At 63.2% G+C, this 19,560-nt stretch carries 22 protein-coding genes; 5 read left to right on the top strand and 17 right to left on the bottom strand.

Annotation, left to right across the window (positions count from 1 at the left end):
• Positions 1-149: 149 nt before the first annotated feature.
• Positions 150-971, top strand: coding sequence for an AraC family transcriptional regulator (locus tag LMG28727_RS19395; protein WP_201643919.1), 822 nt, complete (start codon positions 150-152; stop codon positions 969-971).
• A gap of 110 nt (positions 972-1,081) precedes the next feature.
• On the opposite strand, the gene lipA is transcribed toward LMG28727_RS19395, so the two are convergent.
• From lipA to LMG28727_RS19410, 3 genes are all read right to left on the bottom strand, one after another.
• The gene (gene lipA / locus LMG28727_RS19400; RefSeq protein ID WP_201643920.1) at positions 1,082-2,089 is read right to left on the bottom strand and encodes a lipoyl synthase; all 1,008 of its coding nucleotides are present in this window, start codon (positions 2,087-2,089) and stop codon (positions 1,082-1,084) included.
• 13 nt (positions 2,090-2,102) lie between these two features.
• Entirely contained in the window at positions 2,103-2,828 is a 726-nt protein-coding gene (gene lipB / locus LMG28727_RS19405; protein ID WP_201643921.1) for a lipoyl(octanoyl) transferase LipB, read from the bottom strand.
• Between the two features lie 363 nt (positions 2,829-3,191).
• Entirely contained in the window at positions 3,192-3,518 is a 327-nt protein-coding gene (locus LMG28727_RS19410; RefSeq protein WP_201643922.1) for a DUF2917 domain-containing protein, read from the bottom strand.
• Between the two features lie 98 nt (positions 3,519-3,616).
• Between LMG28727_RS19410 and LMG28727_RS19415 the strand changes: the two genes are divergently transcribed.
• Positions 3,617-4,585 carry a transcriptional regulator GcvA gene (locus LMG28727_RS19415; protein ID WP_201643923.1) on the top strand — a complete coding sequence of 323 codons (969 nt, stop codon included), beginning with the start codon at positions 3,617-3,619 and terminating at the stop codon, positions 4,583-4,585.
• Between the two features lie 37 nt (positions 4,586-4,622).
• Here LMG28727_RS19415 and LMG28727_RS19420 read toward each other — a convergent pair whose 3' ends face one another.
• The 10 genes from LMG28727_RS19420 to LMG28727_RS19465 form a co-directional block, all read right to left on the bottom strand.
• Entirely contained in the window at positions 4,623-4,901 is a 279-nt protein-coding gene (locus LMG28727_RS19420) for a DUF493 family protein (protein ID WP_201643924.1), read from the bottom strand.
• A complete protein-coding gene (locus LMG28727_RS19425) occupies positions 4,864-5,832 on the bottom strand; it encodes a D-amino acid aminotransferase (RefSeq protein ID WP_201643925.1) in 969 nt (322 codons plus the stop codon). Before LMG28727_RS19425 ends, LMG28727_RS19420 begins: the two co-directional genes overlap by 38 nt.
• 13 nt (positions 5,833-5,845) lie before the next feature.
• The gene (locus tag LMG28727_RS19430; RefSeq protein ID WP_201643926.1) at positions 5,846-7,075 is read right to left on the bottom strand and encodes a D-alanyl-D-alanine carboxypeptidase family protein; all 1,230 of its coding nucleotides are present in this window, start codon (positions 7,073-7,075) and stop codon (positions 5,846-5,848) included.
• 319 nt (positions 7,076-7,394) lie between these two features.
• A complete protein-coding gene (locus LMG28727_RS19435) occupies positions 7,395-8,039 on the bottom strand; it encodes an alpha/beta hydrolase (RefSeq protein WP_201643927.1) in 645 nt (214 codons plus the stop codon).
• A 12-nt stretch (positions 8,040-8,051) separates the two neighbouring features.
• Positions 8,052-8,372, bottom strand: a complete 321-nt coding sequence (locus LMG28727_RS19440) for a (2Fe-2S) ferredoxin domain-containing protein (protein WP_201643928.1) — start codon at positions 8,370-8,372, stop codon at positions 8,052-8,054.
• 155 nt (positions 8,373-8,527) lie between these two features.
• Complete coding sequence (locus tag LMG28727_RS19445) at positions 8,528-9,685, bottom strand: VanZ family protein (protein ID WP_201643929.1); 1,158 nt, start codon at positions 9,683-9,685, stop codon at positions 8,528-8,530.
• 31 nt (positions 9,686-9,716) lie between these two features.
• Positions 9,717-10,343 carry an ABC-type transport auxiliary lipoprotein family protein gene (locus tag LMG28727_RS19450; RefSeq protein WP_201643930.1) on the bottom strand — a complete coding sequence of 209 codons (627 nt, stop codon included), beginning with the start codon at positions 10,341-10,343 and terminating at the stop codon, positions 9,717-9,719.
• Positions 10,344-10,380: 37 nt separating this feature from the next.
• Positions 10,381-11,343 (bottom strand): MlaD family protein, encoded by a 963-nt coding sequence (locus LMG28727_RS19455; protein WP_201643931.1) that lies wholly within the window; start codon positions 11,341-11,343, stop codon positions 10,381-10,383.
• 16 nt (positions 11,344-11,359) lie between these two features.
• Positions 11,360-12,238: an ABC transporter ATP-binding protein gene (locus LMG28727_RS19460; RefSeq protein WP_201643932.1), complete on the bottom strand. Its 879-nt coding sequence runs from the start codon at positions 12,236-12,238 to the stop codon at positions 11,360-11,362.
• Positions 12,235-13,368, bottom strand: coding sequence for an MlaE family ABC transporter permease (locus LMG28727_RS19465; protein ID WP_201643933.1), 1,134 nt, complete (start codon positions 13,366-13,368; stop codon positions 12,235-12,237). Before LMG28727_RS19465 ends, LMG28727_RS19460 begins: the two co-directional genes overlap by 4 nt.
• A 106-nt stretch (positions 13,369-13,474) precedes the next feature.
• Between LMG28727_RS19465 and LMG28727_RS19470 the strand changes: the two genes are divergently transcribed.
• The 3 genes from LMG28727_RS19470 to LMG28727_RS19480 are packed head-to-tail and all read left to right on the top strand — an operon-like array spanning position 13,475 to position 15,519.
• Positions 13,475-14,401, top strand: a complete 927-nt coding sequence (locus LMG28727_RS19470) for a biotin--[acetyl-CoA-carboxylase] ligase (protein WP_201643934.1) — start codon at positions 13,475-13,477, stop codon at positions 14,399-14,401.
• Positions 14,398-15,222 (top strand): type III pantothenate kinase, encoded by an 825-nt coding sequence (locus tag LMG28727_RS19475; protein WP_201643935.1) that lies wholly within the window; start codon positions 14,398-14,400, stop codon positions 15,220-15,222. The genes LMG28727_RS19470 and LMG28727_RS19475 overlap by 4 nt, the downstream gene beginning before the upstream one ends.
• Before the next feature lie 57 nt (positions 15,223-15,279).
• Positions 15,280-15,519 (top strand): hypothetical protein, encoded by a 240-nt coding sequence (locus LMG28727_RS19480; protein WP_201643936.1) that lies wholly within the window; start codon positions 15,280-15,282, stop codon positions 15,517-15,519.
• 95 nt (positions 15,520-15,614) lie between these two features.
• On the opposite strand, the gene rfaE2 is transcribed toward LMG28727_RS19480, so the two are convergent.
• The 4 genes from rfaE2 to LMG28727_RS19500 form a co-directional block, all read right to left on the bottom strand.
• Positions 15,615-16,097: a D-glycero-beta-D-manno-heptose 1-phosphate adenylyltransferase gene (gene rfaE2, locus LMG28727_RS19485; RefSeq protein ID WP_201643937.1), complete on the bottom strand. Its 483-nt coding sequence runs from the start codon at positions 16,095-16,097 to the stop codon at positions 15,615-15,617.
• A gap of 171 nt (positions 16,098-16,268) precedes the next feature.
• A complete protein-coding gene (locus LMG28727_RS19490) occupies positions 16,269-17,141 on the bottom strand; it encodes a ferritin family protein (protein ID WP_201643938.1) in 873 nt (290 codons plus the stop codon).
• A 575-nt stretch (positions 17,142-17,716) separates the two neighbouring features.
• Positions 17,717-18,463 (bottom strand): PhaM family polyhydroxyalkanoate granule multifunctional regulatory protein, encoded by a 747-nt coding sequence (locus LMG28727_RS19495; RefSeq protein ID WP_201643939.1) that lies wholly within the window; start codon positions 18,461-18,463, stop codon positions 17,717-17,719.
• Between the two features lie 149 nt (positions 18,464-18,612).
• Entirely contained in the window at positions 18,613-19,512 is a 900-nt protein-coding gene (locus LMG28727_RS19500) for an enoyl-CoA hydratase/isomerase family protein (protein ID WP_201643940.1), read from the bottom strand.
• Between the last annotated feature and the right edge of the window lie 48 nt (positions 19,513-19,560).

Here is a 19,560-nt window from a genome sequence, read left to right on the forward strand (position 1 = left end):
ATCGTGCATTGATCTATGCAAGAATGAGAATTATTACTGGTTGCTGCCGAACTTTCTACCCGGCTAGACAGGAAGAAGCTTACATTCGACCTGCATCCGCCGTGATGACAAGTTCTATCGCGATCCTGCCAAAAAGTTGCTGAAACTCGATGAAATTAGAAAAGTTTGAAAATCTGGAACCGGTATGGCGGCAGCGTTTCCTGCCGATTCGCACGGATGGAGACAATCCGCTCGTCGCGCGCATGTGGGAAGTCGAGGATGGCTACCGGGACCCGTGGCACGCTCACGAAGAAGCGCAACTGATTTACGTCACGCGGGGCGTTGTGCGGGTGTTGACGCCCACCGGGATCTGGATGCTCGCTCCGTTTCAGGCAATCTGGCTGCCGCCGGGGATGCTGCATGAGCTTCACGCCATCGGCGAGGTGTCGGTGCGTACTGTGTATGCGGATGCAGGTGCGTCGGCGGAATTGAAAAGCTGGACGCAGTGCCGCGTGTTGCAGGTGGGCCAGTTGATGGACGCGTCGCTGGTCGCGCTAGCCGTGAGTTCCGGCGACAGCGATACGAGGCGAGCCAAACTGGCATTGCCGCTGTTTCTCTTCGAGCTGACGCACGCGCCGGCGGCCTTGAGCGGCACGCTTCCCCTTCCCACGGACCGGCGGCTGCGGGGCGTCTGCGAGCAGTTGCTGCTGTGCCCCCAGAACAACGACACGATCGATGTCTGGGGCGCCCGCGTGGGTGCAAGCACGCGAACCCTGGCGCGCCTGTTTCGCGACGAAACGGGCCTGAGTTTTGGCCAGTGGCGGCAGCAGTTGCGGTTGGTGGAGGCGGTGGCGCGGCTTGCGCTGGGCTCGCCGGTTGCATCGGTAGCGGCCGAGTTGGGTTATCAAAGCCCGAGCGCGTTCACTTCGATGTTCAGGAAAACGCTGGGGGAAAGTCCGCAGCGGTATTTGAAGCGGCGCGAAAATTCGTGAGGTCGGCGCGGGTTTTATCTTTGTCGGCGATGCGCGCTATCGCGTCGTTTTGCACATGAAAAAGCCCGCATTCGCGGGCTTTTTCAACAGCGTCAATCAGAAGAAGGTGTTCAGACCACACCAGCCCCATGTGCCTGCAAATCAGCGTGATAGCTCGAACGAACCATTGCGCCGACCGCCGCATGCGTGAAGCCCATCTTGTACGCTTCTTCCTCGTACATCTTGAACGTGTCCGGATGCACGTACGAGCGCACCGGCAGATGGTGTTCCGACGGCTGCAGATACTGGCCGATGGTCAGCATGTCGACGTTGTGCTCGCGCAGATCGCGCATCACCTGCAGAATTTCTTCCTCGGTTTCGCCAAGGCCGACCATGATGCCCGACTTGGTCGCGACTTCCGGATGCAGCGCCTTGAAGTCCTTCAGCAGCTTCAGCGAGTGCGCGTAGTCCGAACCCGGACGCGCTTCCTTATACAAACGCGGCACCGTTTCGAGGTTGTGATTCATCACGTCGGGCGGTGCGGCGTTCAGAATGCCGAGCGCACGATCGAGACGGCCACGGAAGTCCGGCGTCAGAATCTCAATACGCGTTTCCGGCGACAACTCGCGCGTCTGACGAATACATTCCACGAAGTGAGCCGCGCCACCGTCACGCAAATCGTCACGGTCGACGCTGGTGATCACCACATATTTCAGCTTCAGCGCGGCGATAGTGCGCGCGAGGTTGCCCGGTTCGTCCACATCGAGCGGATCGGGGCGGCCGTGGCCGACGTCGCAGAACGGGCAACGGCGCGTGCACTTGTCGCCCATGATCATGAACGTGGCCGTGCCCTTGCCGAAGCATTCGCCGATATTCGGGCAGCTCGCTTCTTCACACACCGTGTGCAGGTTGTGTTCGCGCAGAATCTGCTTGATCTCGTAGAAACGCGAATTGCCGGTGGCCGCCTTGACGCGAATCCAGTCCGGTTTCTTCAGCTTTTCAATCGGGACGATCTTGATCGGAATGCGGGCAGTTTTGGCTTGCGCCTTCTGCTTCGCGGTGGCGTCGTAGGCAGCGGCGGAAGCCGGCGCGCTATCGGGCGAGGAAGAAGTTGCGAGGTTCGCGGTAACGTCAGTCATTCGTTCGGTCCAGTCAGGCGGTGAGCGCACCAGCCTGCGGTTGGGCGACGGCCGCGGGACTGCCGTCGAGGTTTGCGGTGAGGCATGCTGCAAAGGTACGGGCCACGTCGTCCCAGCCGGCGGCAACACCCAGCGTTGCCATATCGACCGTTTCGAGCCCCGCGTAGCCGCATGGATTGATGGCCAGAAACGGCCGCAGGTCCATCTTCACGTTCAGGCTCGCGCCGTGATAACTACAGCCGTTGCGGATTTTCAGACCCAGCGCCGCAATCTTGGCGCTGGCGTGCAACCCGGCGTCTGGCCCAGGCGCCACATAGATACCCGGGGCGCCCGCCTTGCGTTCTCCGGCGAGATTATACGCCGCCAGGGTGTCGATCACGGCCTGCTCGATACGCGTGACCATCTCGCGCACCATCAGCTTGCGTCGGCGTAAATCGAGCAGCAGGTAAGCGACCACCTGTCCGGGGCCGTGATACGTGATCTGCCCGCCACGGTCGACCTTGACCAGAGGAATGCCGCTGTCGGCGGCCAGCAGGTGCGCCGGATCGCCGGCCTGGCCTAGCGTGAAGACGGGTGGATGCTCGACTAGCCAGATTTCGTCGGGGGTGTCGGCGGTACGCGCGTGGGTGAACGCGCGCATCGCGTCGAAACTGGCTTCGTAGGGTTCGTTGCCGCGCCAGCGCAGCATGAGCGGCGCTACGGCGGACGAGGGAGACGGTGAAACCGGGGTGGCGGACATAATCCCGCTAGTTTACCGAAAAGTGGGAATCTGCGCCGGAGGCCGCCAGGCTCGCGAGGCCTACCGAATGGGCGCGGAGTCCGGCTGGGGTTGGTTTAGCGCGTTATGGCGGCATTTTTTCCGGACCCAGCCATCACCGCTGGGCCGTGCAAAAGTGCAGACATCGATGGCGACGCAGTTTGCGGCGGAATATCGGCCTGCGGATTCCGGCTCGTAACGCCATGCGCTACGGCAAGGAATTGACGGCGGCGTCCAACTACGGTTGATGAGCAAAAGGCCGACGCGGAGCGGGCGACGCACACGCCGTCGCCCTTGCCGCTGTCGATCCCGGACCACCTCGGTCACCGACTCGCCGCCAAACCGTCAAACCGTACGCCAGCCGCTGCGCATCCGCGCCACCAGTCGCTCACCGACCCGCGCCAGCCAGTTCAACGCGCGCTCGTCGCAACGTGTCGGCACCGAAAACGCCACTTTCGCGGGCATGACGCCCTCGCCGCTCAGCCACAGCCGCTCGCCGCGACGTAGCCGCAGCGTGTGGCCGGGTTGCAGCCAGTAGTCGTGGATGTCGTCGCTGCGCGTGACCCAGACCGCGCCGCCGTGCACGACCAGTTTGGTACTGCGCGCCACCTTCAGCGGAAGCGTTTCGCCTGTGCGGATTTCAAAGGCGATACTAGAGGAAATTTCTCGCATGATGCCCTCGTCAAAAATCGTTTCGTGGCTACAATCGTAGGTGTAGCAAGGGGTTACGCAAAACGATCAATTTTCACCTCTATGTGAGAAATATTGCGATGGATCTCCGGCAATTGCCCGCACTGAACGCGATCAAGGCGTTCGAAGCCGCCGCCCGCCACGAAAGCTTTTCGCGCGCCGCGGACGAACTGTTCGTCACCCACGGCGCGGTCAGCCACCAGATTCGCGCGCTCGAGGCGGAACTGGGCGTGTCGCTATTCGCGCGCGACGGCAAGCGCGTACGGCTCACCGACACCGGCCGTCGCTATGCGACGCACGTGCGCACCGCGCTGATGGCGCTCGCCGACGCCACCCGCGAGGTCCGCGCCGGCGACCGCGAGCGGCGCCTGGTCGTGTCGATGCTGTCGTCGTTCGCGGCACGTTGGGTGACACCGCGCATCGGCAGCTTTATCGAGGCGCATCCGCAATGGGATCTCGAACTGCTGTCCACCAACGCGCTAACAGACTTCGCACGCGACGACGTCGACGTGGCGATCCGTTTCGGCTTCGGCAAATATTCGGGCCTGCATGCGGAGCTGTTACTGGAGGAGATTTTCTTCCCGGCCTGTTCGCCGAATTTCAATGGTGGAAAACTGCCACAGGTTCCGGCCGATCTGGCCAAAGTCCCGCTGCTACGTTCCGACGACGAACTGTGGCGTCCGTGGTTCGACGCCGCCGGCCTTACCGACTGGCCTGAGCCGAAGCGCGGCGTGCTGTATCAGGATTCGTCGAACTTATTGCAGGCAGCAATTGACGGTCAGGGAGTCGCGCTCACCCGCCGCTCGTTGGCCATGCACGAAATCGCGGCAGGCCGGCTAGTGCGCTTGTTCGACGTGGATGGCCCGAGCCCGTGGCAGTACTACTTCATCTGCCCGCCGCAAATGATCGAAACCGCGCGGGTCAAGGCGTTTCGCGACTGGGTGTTCGACGAGGTGGGACGCTTCAAGAAACTGTTCGACCGGGCCTGCGAGGCGGGGCCCGCCGCAAGCGCCGGTCTGTCGGCGGACGCATTGCGCGTCACGCCGTGATACGAAACTTCGGTGGAGCTTTTGAAGTTTTAAAGCTTTAAAGCACCACTTTGACCATCGGGTGGCCGGTCAGCGCGCGATAAATATCGTCGAGATGCGCGCGGCTCGTGGCCCGCACCGTGACCGTCAGGCCGGTGTAAGTGCCGCCGCTGGACGGACGCGTTTCCACGCGTGATGCGTCGACATCGTTATCGAACTGACGGACCACCGTGACGATCGTCTCGGCAAACTCCGGATGCGATTTGCCCATGACCTTGATCGGGAAATCGCACGGAAACTCAAACAGCGAGTCGTTCGGATTGTTCGGCTGATTCATGCTTTGCTCCTTGCTGCGCTTCCTGCGCTTCCTTAACTTTGGCTCGCTGATATGCCGCATATAGCGCCGCAAAGACTGCACCCGGCTTGCCGCTGCCAACAGGCTGGCCGTCGAGTTGCGTGACCGGCAGCACTTCCTTCGTCGCGGAGCTGACGATGATCTCGTCGGCTGCGCGCAGGTCGGCCTCGGTAATCTCGCGTGCTTCGAAACGAATAGCGCATTCGGCGCTGAGCTCTTCGATCAGCCCGTAGCGAATCCCTTCGAGAATCTTGTTGCTGCGCGGCGGCGCTGACAACACGCCATCCTTCACCATCCATACATTCGACGACGACCCTTCGGTCAGCATGCCGTCGCGGAACTGGATCGTCTCGAACGCGTCGTTTTCAGCCGCGAATTGCGCCATCAGCACGTTGCCGAGCAACGACACCGACTTGATATCGCAATTGAGCCAGCGACGATCCTCGGCGCTCACGCAACGCACGCCCTGCGCGCGCTGCGCGGCATCCGGCAGATGCAGCGGCGTGACCATCACGAACACGGTCGGCTGAACGCCGGCCGGGAACGCGTGGCCGCGTTTGGCAACACCGCGCGTCACCTGAATATAGGCAATCGCGTCCTGATCGGCACGCAATCCGCCGGCGGCCTCGTTCGCGTTGACCACTCGCCCGATCAACTTGCGCCAGCCGTCGTTGCTGAACGGGTTGACGATGCCGATCTTGTCGACCGAACGCGCGAGACGCGCCAGATGCTGCGGCAAACGGAACGCCGTGCGGCCGCCTTCGAGCGCATACAGCGGCGCCACTTCGTAAATGCCGTCGCCGAAAATAAAGCCGCGGTCGAGAACCGGCACACGCGCTTCGGACAACGGCACCAACTCGCCATTCAGATAAACAACCGGATCTGGCGACACATCAGAAACTGCTGCGGACATTGCGGCCTGGCTCTTATTTTTTCTTGTTGAACATCAGCATTAACGAGTCCCACACGCGGCCCACCACACCCGCTTGCGGCACTGCCTGCAACGCGACCACCGGGAATTGCGCGAGCACCTTGCCGTCGGCGATCAGTTTCGCCGTGCCGACCTGCTGACCGTTCGCGATCGGCGCGATCAGCGTGTCGACCTGGTCGATCTGCGGCTTCACCTTGTCGGCCATGCCCTTCGGCACGGTGATGTACTGGTCGCTCTTCACGCCGATCTGCACGCTATCTTGCGAACCCTTGTACACGCGCGGCGTGCCGACCACCTGACCTGCCTTGTACAGACGCACCGTGTCGTACGCGGTGTAGCCGTAGTTCAGCATCTTCAGGCTGTCCTGCACGCGGTCGTGTTCCTTGGTCTCGCCCATCATCACCGAGACGAGACGGCGCGACGCGTCGTTCGTGCCCGGCAGCGGACGCTTCGCGCTCGCGATCAGGCAGTAACCAGCGGCTTGCGTGTGACCGGTCTTCAGACCGTCGACGGTCGGGTCGATCCACAGCAGACGATTGCGGTTCGGCTGCTTGATGTTGTTGTACTTGAATTCCTTGACCGAGAAGATGTTGTAGTAGTCAGGGAAGTCACGAATCAGCCGCGCCGACAGCACCGCGAGGTCGCCCGCCGTGGTGTAGTGCTGGGGGTCGGGCATGCCGTTCACGTCGGCGAAATGGGTGTGCTTCATACCGAGGCGCTGCGCTTCGGTGTTCATCATGTTGACGAACTGCGACTCGCTGCCGCCAACCAGTTCGGCAAGCGCGATAGCGGCGTCGTTACCCGACTGGATGATCATGCCGTACACGAGATCGTGCACGGTCACCGGCTTGTTCGCCTCGATGAACATGCGCGACTCGTCGGTCTTCACGCGACGCACCGCCTCGCTCGGCATCACCGTCTGGTCCATCGTGATCTTCTTCGTCTGCAGTGCTTCGAAGACGAGATACGCGGTCATCAGCTTGGTCAGCGAAGCCGGTTCGACGCGCTCGTCGGCATTGCCTGAAGCGAGCACTTGGTTGCTGGTGGCGTCGACCAGCACCCACGAACGCGCGTTGACCGCCGGCGGCGGCACTTGCGCGAAAGCGGTGCTGGCGGCAAGCGTGGCCGGCAACACGATGCCGAGGGTAACGGCACGGCTAAGTTTGTGGGGAGCGGAAGAAACTACTGACGGGATTGACGTGCGGCCGGTGGTGGAGAAACGCATAGGGTCGATTCGTGCGGAAAAATACATCGCGCGCAGGGCGCATTGTTTGGAAGAGCCGGTCGGCGAGCGTCTGGCCGTAAAACGGCGCGGCGCCCATTGGACTTCCGGCGACGCGATCGGTTCGCGCAGCTCGCCCTGCATCCGTCACCGCTGCGCGCGAAATGCGGCTACGCGTCGCGCGAACTGTCGGACAGGCGGGGCTGCGCCCAAAAAAGAGCGCTCATTATACGCGCCCATTTCCGCCAACTTTGCTCAGAGCTTGCCGATAAATTCTCGTTTTCGCGTACCTGTACCGCGAAAAATACGTGCAGCGGACTACTTACCGCCATGCGTCGACGATGATCCGCTTCAGCACATGCAGCTTGCGATGCAGAAAATGTTCTGCCCCCGGAATCACGACAATCGGCAATTCCTGCGGACGCGCCCAGTCGTAAACGGACTGAATGGGAACCGTGTCGTCGGTTTCGCCGTGGATCACGAGCGTGTTTTCCGGCACCGGCGCAACCTCCCAGCGGCTTGCCGCCGTGCCGACGAACACCATCCGCTCGATCGCCACGCCCTCTTCGCGCAACTTCGCAGCCACGTGCGACAACACGAAAGTGCCAAACGAAAAGCCCGCAAGCACGAGCGGCAGATCACCCTGCCCCGCTTCGGCGCGCATGTGATCGAGCACGGCGCGCAGATCGTCGCGCTCGCCGATGCCCGCATCGTGCTCGCCTTCAGTCTGGCCGACGCCACGAAAATTCGACCGGTACACCACGTAGTTCAGACCAACCAGCGTGCGCGCGAGCGTCTGCGCGACCTTATTGTCCATCGTGCCGCCGAATAGCGGATGCGGATGCGCAACCAGCGCAATCCCGCGCGGCGCGGTGCCGTTCTCGCGCATCTCGTCGGGCAGATCCAGAGCGACCTCGAGCTTGCCGACCGGGCCGTCAATCAGGTACTTCTTCGTGTGAACGTTCATATTCGAGGCTTGTTAATCGATTTTCAGACGCTCGACGATTTTGCCGTTCGCGAGATGCGAGTCGACGATCTCGTCGATATCGGTTTCGTCGACATAGGTGTACCAGACGCCTTCCGGATACACGACCAGCGCCGGTCCCAGTTCGCAGCGGTCCAGACAGCCAGCCTTGTTGATACGCACCTGGCCGGGGCCAGCAAGACCGAGCTTCTTCACCCGCTTTTTCGCGTATTCCTGCATTTCCTGCGCGTTGCAGTTCGCGCAACTCGGGCGCTCCGCGCCAGGGTCCCGCTGATTGAGACAGAAGAAGACGTGGTGCTTGTAGAAGGAGTCCATGATGTCCGGGGCGAGAGTGTAAGAGTGGGGAATGCTGTTGTAAGCACAGTGACAGTGCCGTGCCGGTTGTGCGGACGATTATAGCGAGCGAGGGTAAGCGGCGCCGGTGGCCGCGAGCGTCGGTGAGAAGCCCGCTCGCGAGCCCGGGCCTGTGCTTACGGGCGCTTCACCCGCCGCTTCAGCCACGCCTGCTCGGCCACGTAGGCCATCCATATCAGCGCTGCATAAGGCCAGATCCACGCGAGCCAATGCGCGAGTCCGTTGAAGTGCAGATAGCGCCCTTGCCGCCAGTCGGCCAGAACGACATCGAAATACGGATTCACCGGCAGCAGGTTGACGAATACCAACGCAACCGTCAGCGCTATGCCTGCCAGCGCCACGCGCGCTCTACGTCGCACACGCAACACAGCGAGCGCAAGAACGGTGCCGCTAATGAGCCCCGTCAGCGCTCCCGGTGTCGCCCAATCGAACGCAAGACCCGACTGCGACTGCAGGAACGTCGCGCCTACCTTCACGCACAAGGTCGTGACGATAAAGAGGATCAGCAGACGCACGCGCGGCGCATGGCGTCTGACCGGCAACGACGCCAACAGCAGCGCGGCGAACAGATTAAGCGTCGTGATGACCGCTTCCCACGCGTCATCGGGCAACCACGCGGCGACCAGCGCCGGCCACGCGCCAACGTGCCAGCCTGGCGGCGTCCATGTGAGCAGCGCATCCTGGGTCGTCGAATCGAAACGCAGCCATAACGCGCGCGGCCAGTTGCCAAGGCCGAACAGACGCGGCGCCGGGTACATCGTCGCGAACGGCCACGTGGCGATCAGACACGCGAGCGCCGCGCGATCGCGCTCGAACCACAGCAACCGCAAGCGCCGCAGCAAACCGCGATCGAGCAGCGCGCCAGTCGCGGGCGACATGATCGCCGCGCCAAGCAGCGCGCCCAGCGCGTTCGCGGCCAGATCGAGGTTGGAGGCGACGCGCGTCGGCAGATAGGTCTGCACGGCTTCCATCACGCCCGACAGCACGCCGCCGAGCCCGAATGCCAACGCAACCGCCAGCGTGCCACGCCAGCGCGGATAGACCGCGAGCACCACCAGCGCGCCGAACGGCATATAGCCGAGCACGTTGGTGACGACGTCGAACGCCGTCAGATACTGCGGCATGGGATCGGACAGATAGGCAAACGGCGCAATACCGAGCGAGCGCCAGCCGGAAAACGGATACCACGAACCGTACACGATCAACGCGGCATACAGCAGCAGCGCCTGCCGGGCCAGCGCCGAAGGCCGGCGCAGCCAGGGTCTTTCGCTCATGCAGCGCTCCGTTGCGTGCGCTGCGAGCCCGTCATTGGGCGGCGACCAGCGCCTGCACGCCGAGCCACGCGCCGATTTGCGAGACCAGGTCGTCGCTGGCCGCGGCAAGCGACTGCGCACCGCCGGCGGCATCCGCAGAACTTGCCGGCGCACGCGCGATAAACGTGCGCTGGCCGAGCACCTTGCCGCTTTGCGTCAGCGTGACGCGCGCGGCGATCGCGGCGTGACTCTCCGACTGGCTGTCGAACACCTGTTCGAACTCGGTCAGATCGACCCGCAACACTGGCGCGGCCACACCGTCGGAACCGGTCAGCACCGTGCCGCGCGAACTGAGCGCGTTACGCAGACGCTGGGTCAACAGTTGCGACGGCATCATGGTCCAGTGGCTGTTCGCGTACGACGCGGTCTGCTGCGCGTCGGCGTAGCTGAGCCGGTAGATCAACTGGTCGGATTCCAGCGTCGCGGGCGCGGTGACGTCAAGCACCTTCACTGCCGGCAATGTGCCCGCCGATGCCGCCGGATTCGGCGGCCCGAAGTCATAGCGAATGTCCGCGAGCGCGGCAGGCGTGCCCGCGCAGCCAGCGGCCAGCACGCCGAACGCGAGCAGCAGCGTGAGCGCGGCGCTCGTGGACAACAATCGGTTAATCGAGCGTGACATGAGAATCTTCCTTTCTTCAAACTTCAAATTCGGTGAGTCAATGAGCGGTGTGGGCAGCCGGCCATGTAAAGCCCGCTTCGCCGGGACCCGGCGCCGGGCGCGGTGCGCCAAACAGCACGCTGCGCGGGTTGGTGCTGAACGTGTCGGCGGCCCGGTCGACCGAGCGGACCGCCGTGCGCACATCGTCAGCGAGCGAGTTGACGCGCGGCAGCGTGTCGTAGCCGACCCGCGCCGACAGGTCCTGCACCGACACGTTCATCTGCGCCAACGCGTTGCCGGCCTGCTGCGCGGCCGTGCCGACCTTATTCAGATTCATCTCGAACGGACCATCGGGACGGTTCAGGCTGGTGACCAGCTGATTGGTCGACGCTAGCGTGCGATTCAGTTGATCGATCGTGCCGGGCAGCTTGCCGGTAGCCGGCGCAATCTGCTGGGTCAGCGTGGCGACGCCGTCGGCGGCTTTCTGGATGCTGGCCGCCGTGCCGTGCAACTGCGCGACCATTTCCGGCGACAGCATATTGTTCACGTCGTCCGTGACCTTTTCGAGCTTGCGCAGCAGGATGTCGCCGCGTTGCTGCAATTGATCGAGCAGACCGGGACGCATCGGCAACTGCGCGACATCGTGAATCGACGACGGCAGCGGCCGCAAATCCTTGCCGTTGTCGTCCAGCTGGATAAAGGCGATGCCCGTCACCCCCTGAAACCCGAGGCTGCCGAACGTGGAATGGGTAATCGGCGCACGCGTATCGACCAGAATACGGACCAGAATCTGCCCCGGATGACTCGGATCGAATTTGATCGACTGCACCTTGCCCACGTCGAGGCCCCGATAGCGCACCGCTGCATCGGCGAACAGCCCGGTGACGTTGGTGCGCGCGATCAGATCGTAGGGCACCCGCACGGAGCGGTCGACATTGAACAGAAAAGCCGCCACTGCGATCGCCGCCAGCAGAACTACTGTGAAGAGCCCGGCCCAAAAGGCATGTGCTTTGTTTTCCATTGTCAGCTTCCCTGGTTCACAGCGGCAATTCGGACGATGCCGCCTCGAGCGCGGCACGCGGCAACTTCGCGCGCCGCTCCGGCGGCAACGCCTGCAACGCGCGGCGCCCGCGCAGGCCGAGGAAATATTCGCGGATAAACGGGTGATCGACGCCCGCCGCCTCTTCGACCGGCGCGGCGACCAGCACCTTGCGATCGGCCAGCACGGCCACGCGGGTGGACAGCGCGATCATCGTGTCGAGGTCATGCGTGACCATCACCACCGTCAAGCCCAGCGCGCGATGCAGCGCGGAGATCAGTTCGACGAATTCATCGGACGCCTGCGGATCGAGCCCGGCGGTCGGTTCGTCGAGGAACAGCAACTCGGGTTCGAGCGCAATCGCGCGCGCAATACCGACCCGCTTGACCATCCCGCCCGACAGCGCCGACGGCATTTTCGACGCATGTTTGCACGGCAACCCGACCATTTCGAGCTTGAGCATCACGATGTCGCGCAGCAGGTCTTCAGGCACCTTGCCGAGTTCGCGCACCGGCTGCGCGATGTTGTCGAACACCGACAGCGACGAGAACAACGCGCCGCGCTGGAACAGCATGCCGGAGCGGCTGCGCATCAGCAGTGCGGTTTCCGGCGAGATGGTCGCGAGGTCCTCGCCGAACAGTTTGATAGTGCCGGACGACGGTCGCTCCAGTCCGAGAATCTGCCGCACCAGCGTAGTCTTGCCGGAACCCGAGCCGCCGACGATCGACATGATCTCGCCGCGCCGCACATCCAGATTCAGATGCTGATGCACGATGTTGCGGCCGTAGCGCTTGGTGATGTCGATGACTTCGATCACCGGTTCGGCGATACATGGCACCGGCTGGCCGCGTACGGCCTGGGTAAGTGGCGCGATCATCCTAGCCCCACGCTCTGAAAGAGGATCGCGAACACCGCGTCCGCGAGAATCACGATGGTGATCGAGGTCACCACCGAGGTCGTCGTGCCTTCGCCGAGACTCTGCGAATTGGCCTTGATACGGAAACCGAAGTGACAGCCGACGATCGCGATCAGCATGCCGAACGCGACGCCCTTGCCGAGCCCGATCCACAGATTCGCGATCGGCACCACGCCGGGCAACGCCCGCGCGAAGAAGCTCATGTCGATGCCAAGCACCACCTTGGCAGCCAGCGCGCCGCCGGTCAATGCGATGACGTTGGTCCACATGACCAGCAGCGGCATCGCCACACCGAGCGCGACCACCCGCGGCAAAATCAGCCGCAGGCCGTGCGGAATGCCCATCACGCGCATCGCGTCGAGTTCTTCGGTCACCCGCATCACGCCGATCTGCGCGGTGATGGCCGAGCCCGACCGCCCCGCCACCAGAATCGCCGATAGCACCGGCCCCAATTCACGAATCACCGCCAGCCCAAGAATATTGACGATGAACTGGTTCGCGCCGAAGAGCCGCAGTTGCTGCGCGGACAGATAGCTCAACACGATGCCGATCAGGAACGCGACCAGCGCGGTAATTGGCAGCGCTCTGGCGCCGGCGTTATACACATTCGCCGAGATTTCGGTCCACGGCGTGACCTTCGGATTGCGCACGATCGCGAACAGATCGAGCACCACGCGCCCGAGCATGCTGACGCCGCCGTACAGATGCTCGAAGAACGAGAAGATCGCGAGACCCAGGCGCGAGAACGGGTCGAACCGGACGACCGGTTCGGCTTTTTCGCGCACCGTATCGAGCAACGCGATGCGCTCGAAAATATCGCGCTGCGTATCGGTCAGTTCGGTGTCCGGAGGCATTTTGTGGCCCCACACACGCCATAACGCCTGGCCGCCGACGTGGTCCATTCTCGTGATACGCGACAGGTCCCACGCACCGATGCCCGGGGCGCCCGCCAGCGATCGCAACTGGGGAATCACGTGCCCGGTGGCCTTGTCGCGTGCGAGCGCGAGCGCCGTCCACTGGCCCGAGAGCCGGACGATCTTGCCTTGGCTGCCTGCCGCGACTTCAAGGCCGGGCGGAGTGTCGTAGTTCAAGGATCGCGAGAATCTGGTTATCGGATTAGGGGCCATTGTAACGAAGGCGCGGCGGATGGGCCGTGCTCAAAACCCCATAGGGTTGGCTGTCGCTACAATATGAGACATGAATGCTTCCAAGACTCCATCCCAACGCGCGGCGGCCGCTGCGTCGTCCGCAACCGGCGCCGACTGGCGTATCGACCGTGAGCGTGCGGTGGCGCTGTTCGGCGCGCACGCGCACGACTGGCCCATCGAAATCGTCGAGGAAACCGGCTCGACCAATGCCGACCTGATGACTCGCGTCAAAGCGTTGCCGCGCAAAGCCGGCGCACTGCCGCGGCCGATCGTGCGGGTCGCCTATCTGCAGACCGCCGGGCGTGGCCGCCGTGGGCGTCCGTGGTATGCAGAGCCGGGCAATGCGCTGCTGTTTTCGGTCGCCTGTGTGCTGCCGCGTCCGCTTGAGGGATTGGCGGGCTTGAGCCTCGCGGTGGGCGTCGCCCTGGTCGACGGACTGCGCTCGCTGCCGGTCGCGGGTCCTGGCCAGATCGCGTTGAAATGGCCGAACGACGTACTGCTCGAAGGCGACAAGCTGGCCGGCGTTCTGATCGAAACCGCCTGGAGCACCGGCGACGCAAGCGCCGTGGTGATCGGTATCGGCACCAACGTGAAGGGCGCCGACGAACTGGCGGCCAAGGTCAGCGCGCTGAACGCCAACGCGCCGCCGCAAGCGCGCGGCACCGTGCCGACCGCGCTGCAACGCGCGCTGCCCAACGCCAATCTCACCGACACGCTCGCCGCCGAACTGAACGCGCTCGAACCCGCCTTGCAGCGCTTCGGCGCAGAAGGCTTCGCGTCGTTCCAGGCGCGCTGGAACGCGGTACATGCGTACGCGGGCCGCGAAGTCGTGCTGCTGGAACAGGGCGAGGAACTGGCGCGCGGCGTGGCGGCAGGCGTCGACGAACGGGGACAGTTGCTGCTCGACACGCGTGCGGGCCGCCAGACGATTGCTACCGGTGACGTCTCGCTGCGTCTCGTCGACGGTGCTGCATGACGAGCGGCGCGCCTTATCTTCTGATCGACGCGGGCAATAGCCGGATCAAATGGACGATGGTCCACGCGAACCGTACGCAGCTCGCGTCCGGCGCACTGACGCATGGCGGCGACGATTCTCCCGACTGGTCGACGCTGCCCACGCCGTGCGGCGCATGGCTATCCAATGTCGCGGGCGAAAAGGCCGCGGCGCGAATCGCCGCGTTGCTCGACGCGCGCTGGCCGCACCTGCCGCTCACGACGATCCGCGCACGTGCGCAGCAATGCGGCGTGACCAACAGCTACACCACGCCGCATGCACTCGGCAGCGACCGCTGGGCCGGCATGATCGGCGCGCACGCCGCGTTTCCCGGCGAGCATCTGCTGATTGCAACGTTCGGCACGGCGACCACGCTCGAGGCATTGCGCGCGGACGGCTGTTTTGTCGGCGGCCTGATTGCGCCGGGCTGGACCTTGATGATGCGCTCGCTCGGCGAGCACACCGCTCAACTGCCCACGCTCGACGCCAACGCGGCACGCGGCCTGCTCACGCCCGATAGCGGATCGGGTCCCGCTGACGCGCCCCGCCGCGGCCCCTTCTTCGCGACGGACACGCCGCGCTCGCTATCGGCGGGTTGCACGCTGGCGCAGGCTGGTTTGATCGAACGGATGTGGCGCGACTTGCAGGATGAATGGCAGGTGCCGGTGCGCCTCGTGGTCAGCGGCGGTGCCGTGGATGAAGTGGCGAGCGCGCTCAAAGTGCCGCATACTCGCCACGATTCGCTCGTGCTGTCCGGCCTGGCGCTGATTGCCGCCGAGCACGCGGTGGAACACGGCGCCTGAATCACGGCCCTCTATCTCGACAACAGCGGCTCAATTTTTTGGACGGGAATACCAATAATGCTTCGCTGGCCGATCGCCATTCTGTTTCTTGCCAACGTGCTGGCATTCGTCGCGGTGCGCGGCGTGTTCGGCCCGTCGCCCACGGCGGGCGGACGCGAGCCGAATCATCTGAACCGGCAGGTCAATCCGGAGTGGTTGAAAGTGCAGCCGATCACGGCTGCCGACGCGGCCGATCAACCGGTTGTGGGTGGGCCGGCGCCGTCGGTGCCGATCGCGGCCTCTGAGTTGGCTCAGTAAAAATGCACGCTAGCGGAGCATGGCGCGTACCCAGCGCTTGACCGCCGCGACGTCCAGCCCGCCAATCACGAAATACGCAACCTGCGCAGCGGCGCTCAGCCCTGCGTGCGCACCTTTTTCAGCAACGCCGTCGTCGAGCGGTCATGCTCGAACGGAATCGCCAGCGCCTTGCCACCCCACCCGCGTACGATCGCGGACTCGGGCAGCACATCCATATCGTAATCACCGCCTTTGACGAGCACGTCCGGGCGCAGCGCCGAAATCAGCTCGACCGGCGTTTTCTCGCCGAAGCACACCACGTAGTCGACGCTTTCCAGCGCGGCCAGTAGCGCCATGCGGTCGGCTTCGTTATTGATCGGCCGGTCGTCGCCCTTGCCGAGCATGCGCACCGACGCGTCGCTGTTCACGCCGACAATCAGGCAAGCGCCCAGCGCCTTTGCATCGGCGAGATACGTCACGTGCCCGCGATGCAGGATATCGAACACGCCATTGGTGAACACGACAGGTGAGTTGAGCGTGGGACGCAGCGTTGCCAGTGCATCGCGCGTCAAAATCTTGCGTTCAAAAATAGCGGCCATGACGATGTGAAGAATGAGTAGAAATTGCCGTCACGATACAGGGTGAACGGCATCAAGCAAAACGGTCCGGCAAGCTCACGCTTGTCGGACCGTACTTAAACCTTTGAATCTGTTCACGCCGCGAACGTGGAACGCTGTGATGCCGCGCCCCGGATCACGAACTCAGCCGCATCAAGCCGGCAGTTCGCTCGACTTCTGCTCGGCCTGCAAACGCGTCACCACTTCCTTGCGATAGCGGTTCAGTTCCTGCGCCGTGGTGAACGTGCGCTCGAACAGAATGGACAGGTTGTGCAGAATGCGCTCGACCACTTTCTTTTCCCAGCCGTCGTCGAAACGGATCTGTTCGTCGAGCCAGCGCTCGAGCCACTCCGGATCGGGCAGACGCGACTGAATCGTGTCGCGTGGGAACAGCGCCTGATTCACGTGCAGGTTCGTCGGATGCAGCGGTTTTTCGGTGCGGCGAGCCGATGCCATCAACACACCGATCTTCGCAAACGCAGCACGTGCGATGTCGCCGGTTTGCGCCATCGCTTTCTTCATGTAGCGCAGATACGCGCCGCCATGACGCGCTTCGTCGCGCGAAATCGTTTCGTAAATCTGCTTGATGACCGGCTCGGTGTGCCATTCGGCCGCACGGCGATACCAGTGATTCAGACGGATTTCGCCGCAGAAATGCAGCATCAGCGTTTCGAGCGGGGGCGCCGGATCGAATTCAAAGCGCACTGCGTGCAGCTCTTCTTCGGTCGGGCACATTTCCGGCTTGAAGCGGCGCAGATATTCCATCAGCACCAGCGAATGTTTCTGTTCTTCGAAGAACCACACGCTCATGAACGCAGAGAAATCGCTGTCGTGATGGTTGTCACGCAGAAACATTTCCGTGGCGGGCAACGCCGACCATTCGGTGATCGCGTTCATCTTGATCGTCGCAGCCTGCTCGTCGGTCAGAAGCGATGCATCGAACTTGTCCCAGGGAATGTCTTTCTCCATGTCCCATCGAACGGATTCGAGCGATTTATAAAGTTCCGGATAAAGCATGGTGTTCATAGTCCCACCCCTGTTCTGCGCATACTGTGTGTGTCTGTCGCTGCTACATGTAGCACTTTTGCTCACGATGAACGGAATGCACATGGCGTGCACCGTTTATCGGCCAAGTATTCGATTTTACGCGGTAATCCACTGCCAAGATGCACCAGGCAGCAAAGAAGTCCGGGCATATGTGCATGCGCGGCTAACCATAAGTTACGCGCGATGCGGCCAACCGTGGGTGAGGGATACCCTATGCCTGAGGTCGAGCCAGTTTGCGATGAAAACCGCACCGTCCAGCCCTGCGCCGGTGTTACCGGCGGCGAATAAGACGAGGGCGGCTGGATTGGTTCTTTTCAGCGCACGCCCAGAAGCCAAATAAAGCTTACACAATGATAGCACGCTGCTTTAGCAGAACCGCCGCTATGGGAGGTGCCTGATTGACATTTCTCAACAAAGCGAGCAGCGGCTTAAGTGTCGCGGACAATTCACGGCAAAACCATGACAGGCGGCGAATTTGTCGTTTTGTGTTCACGTCGGCCCCAAGGGCTTTTCGCGCACTGCATGGCTTGCCGCGCTCCGTTTGATTCCTGCCCTTAAATAGACTTTTTCGCCGTTGACGCGCTCGCGGGACGTTTGGTGGATGACGTCGCGCGCTTCGCTGCGGGCCGTTTGGCTGCGGGTTCCCCGTTTGCGGCCGGCGCTTCTGACGACTCAGCCGCCGCGCTGCCGGTTGCCGGATTGCCCGCAGCGGAGTCCGTTGCCGAGGCCGCCGCTGCGGGCGGAGCTACCGCGAACTGCGCGATCTGGTTGAACTGCGATTGCAACAGGTTCCACCACGCGGACGCGTCGAAAGGAGGCGTGGCGGGCGTTTCGTCGTCGTCACCTGCCGACGCTTCAGCGGCGCCTGCGGTTTCTGCAGCGGGCGCCGCGGGATGCGGCCAGCCAGTGGCGGGCGCCGGGCCCGGCGTAGCGGACGGCGCCGGCTGCGACATCGACGATTGCGCGAATGCGCCAAACGCACGCAGCGTAGCGAGCGTGGCGCGCTGTACTTCGAGCGCCTGGATTGCGGATTGCAGCATGCTCAGATTCAGCTTGAGCCATTGTTCGACCGCGCGCATGTCGGTGATGCGCTTGTCGAGTTCTTCGACGTTGGTGAGCGGCGCCATGATGTCCGACATCATCGACAGCGAAGGTCCGAGGTTGCCGCCAGATTGCGCCCCCGGAAAGGCCGAGCCGAACGGCGAGAGCCGCATCATGCCCCACATGCGCTCGAGCATTTCAGCGGGCGGAAAACCGGGAAAGCCGGGAAACGGCGGCGTCGAATTAGTTGAGTCGGTCATGCTTGTCGCCTCGCTGCATAAGGGGAAGGTGAGCGCCGTCCCGCGCGTCTGGTTCAGGTTCGGGTTCGATTCAACGTCGAGCCTGGTCCGAGCTGGTGTCGATATGGGTCCGGTTCAATCATACCGTGTGAGATGCGGAATCTGGACCGCTAGCCGTTCGATGAATCGCCACCGGACCGCTCCCGTGACGCGTCGCGCCAAGGGTCGGCGGCACCGAAATCGGGCGCGCGCCGCTCACGCAGCGAGTTCACGCCTTCACGCACATCCGGGCCGGCAAAGCCCATGAATTCCAGTGCGAGCGAAGTATCAAACGCGGGGCCCGCTGAGCGCAGCCAGTTGTTCAACGCGTATTTGGTCCAGCGAATCGCCGTCTGCGAGCCGTTCGCCAGCTTCTGCGCCACCTCGAATGCCTTTGACAGCAGATCGCTTTCGTCGACGGCGAGCGACACGAGGCCGATGCGCTCCGCCTCTTCGCCGCTGACGGGTTCGCACAGCATCAGGTAGTACTTCGCCTTGGCCATGCCGCACAGAAGCGGCCAGACGATTGCCGCGTGATCACCCGCAGCGACGCCGAGCCGCGTATGGCCGTCGATGATCCGCGCGGTCTTCGCCGCGATCGAGATATCGGCCAGCAACCCGGCGACAAGTCCGGCGCCGACCGCCGGACCGTGCATGGCCGACACGATCGGCTTGCTGCAATTGATCACGTTGTAGACCAGATCGCGGGCCTCGCGCCACACGCGGGCGCGCACGTCGAAATCGGCCGCCATGTCTTCGACCAGCTGCAGGTCGCCGCCCGCCGAAAAGCCTTTGCCTTCGCCACGAATGATCGCGACGCGCGTGTCGGGATCGCGGTCGATATCGCGCCAGATTTCCGCCAGTTCGAAATGCATGCGCGCGTTGGCCGTAGCGAGGCCGCTTTTGTTCGCGCCCTCGCCGTTCATCACGACTTCGAGCACGCCATGGGGATGACGGTGCAACTGAAGCGCTTGATAGCGTGCGTAATAGGCGTCGTTACTGTGTGATGCGGAAGAAGGTACGTGGGACATGATGAGCAATCCGTGTGTCGCTGAAACTGTTGAACCGGGGTCGCAAGC

Source organism: Paraburkholderia metrosideri (genome assembly GCF_904848625.1).
GTDB lineage: Bacteria > Pseudomonadota > Gammaproteobacteria > Burkholderiales > Burkholderiaceae > Paraburkholderia > Paraburkholderia metrosideri.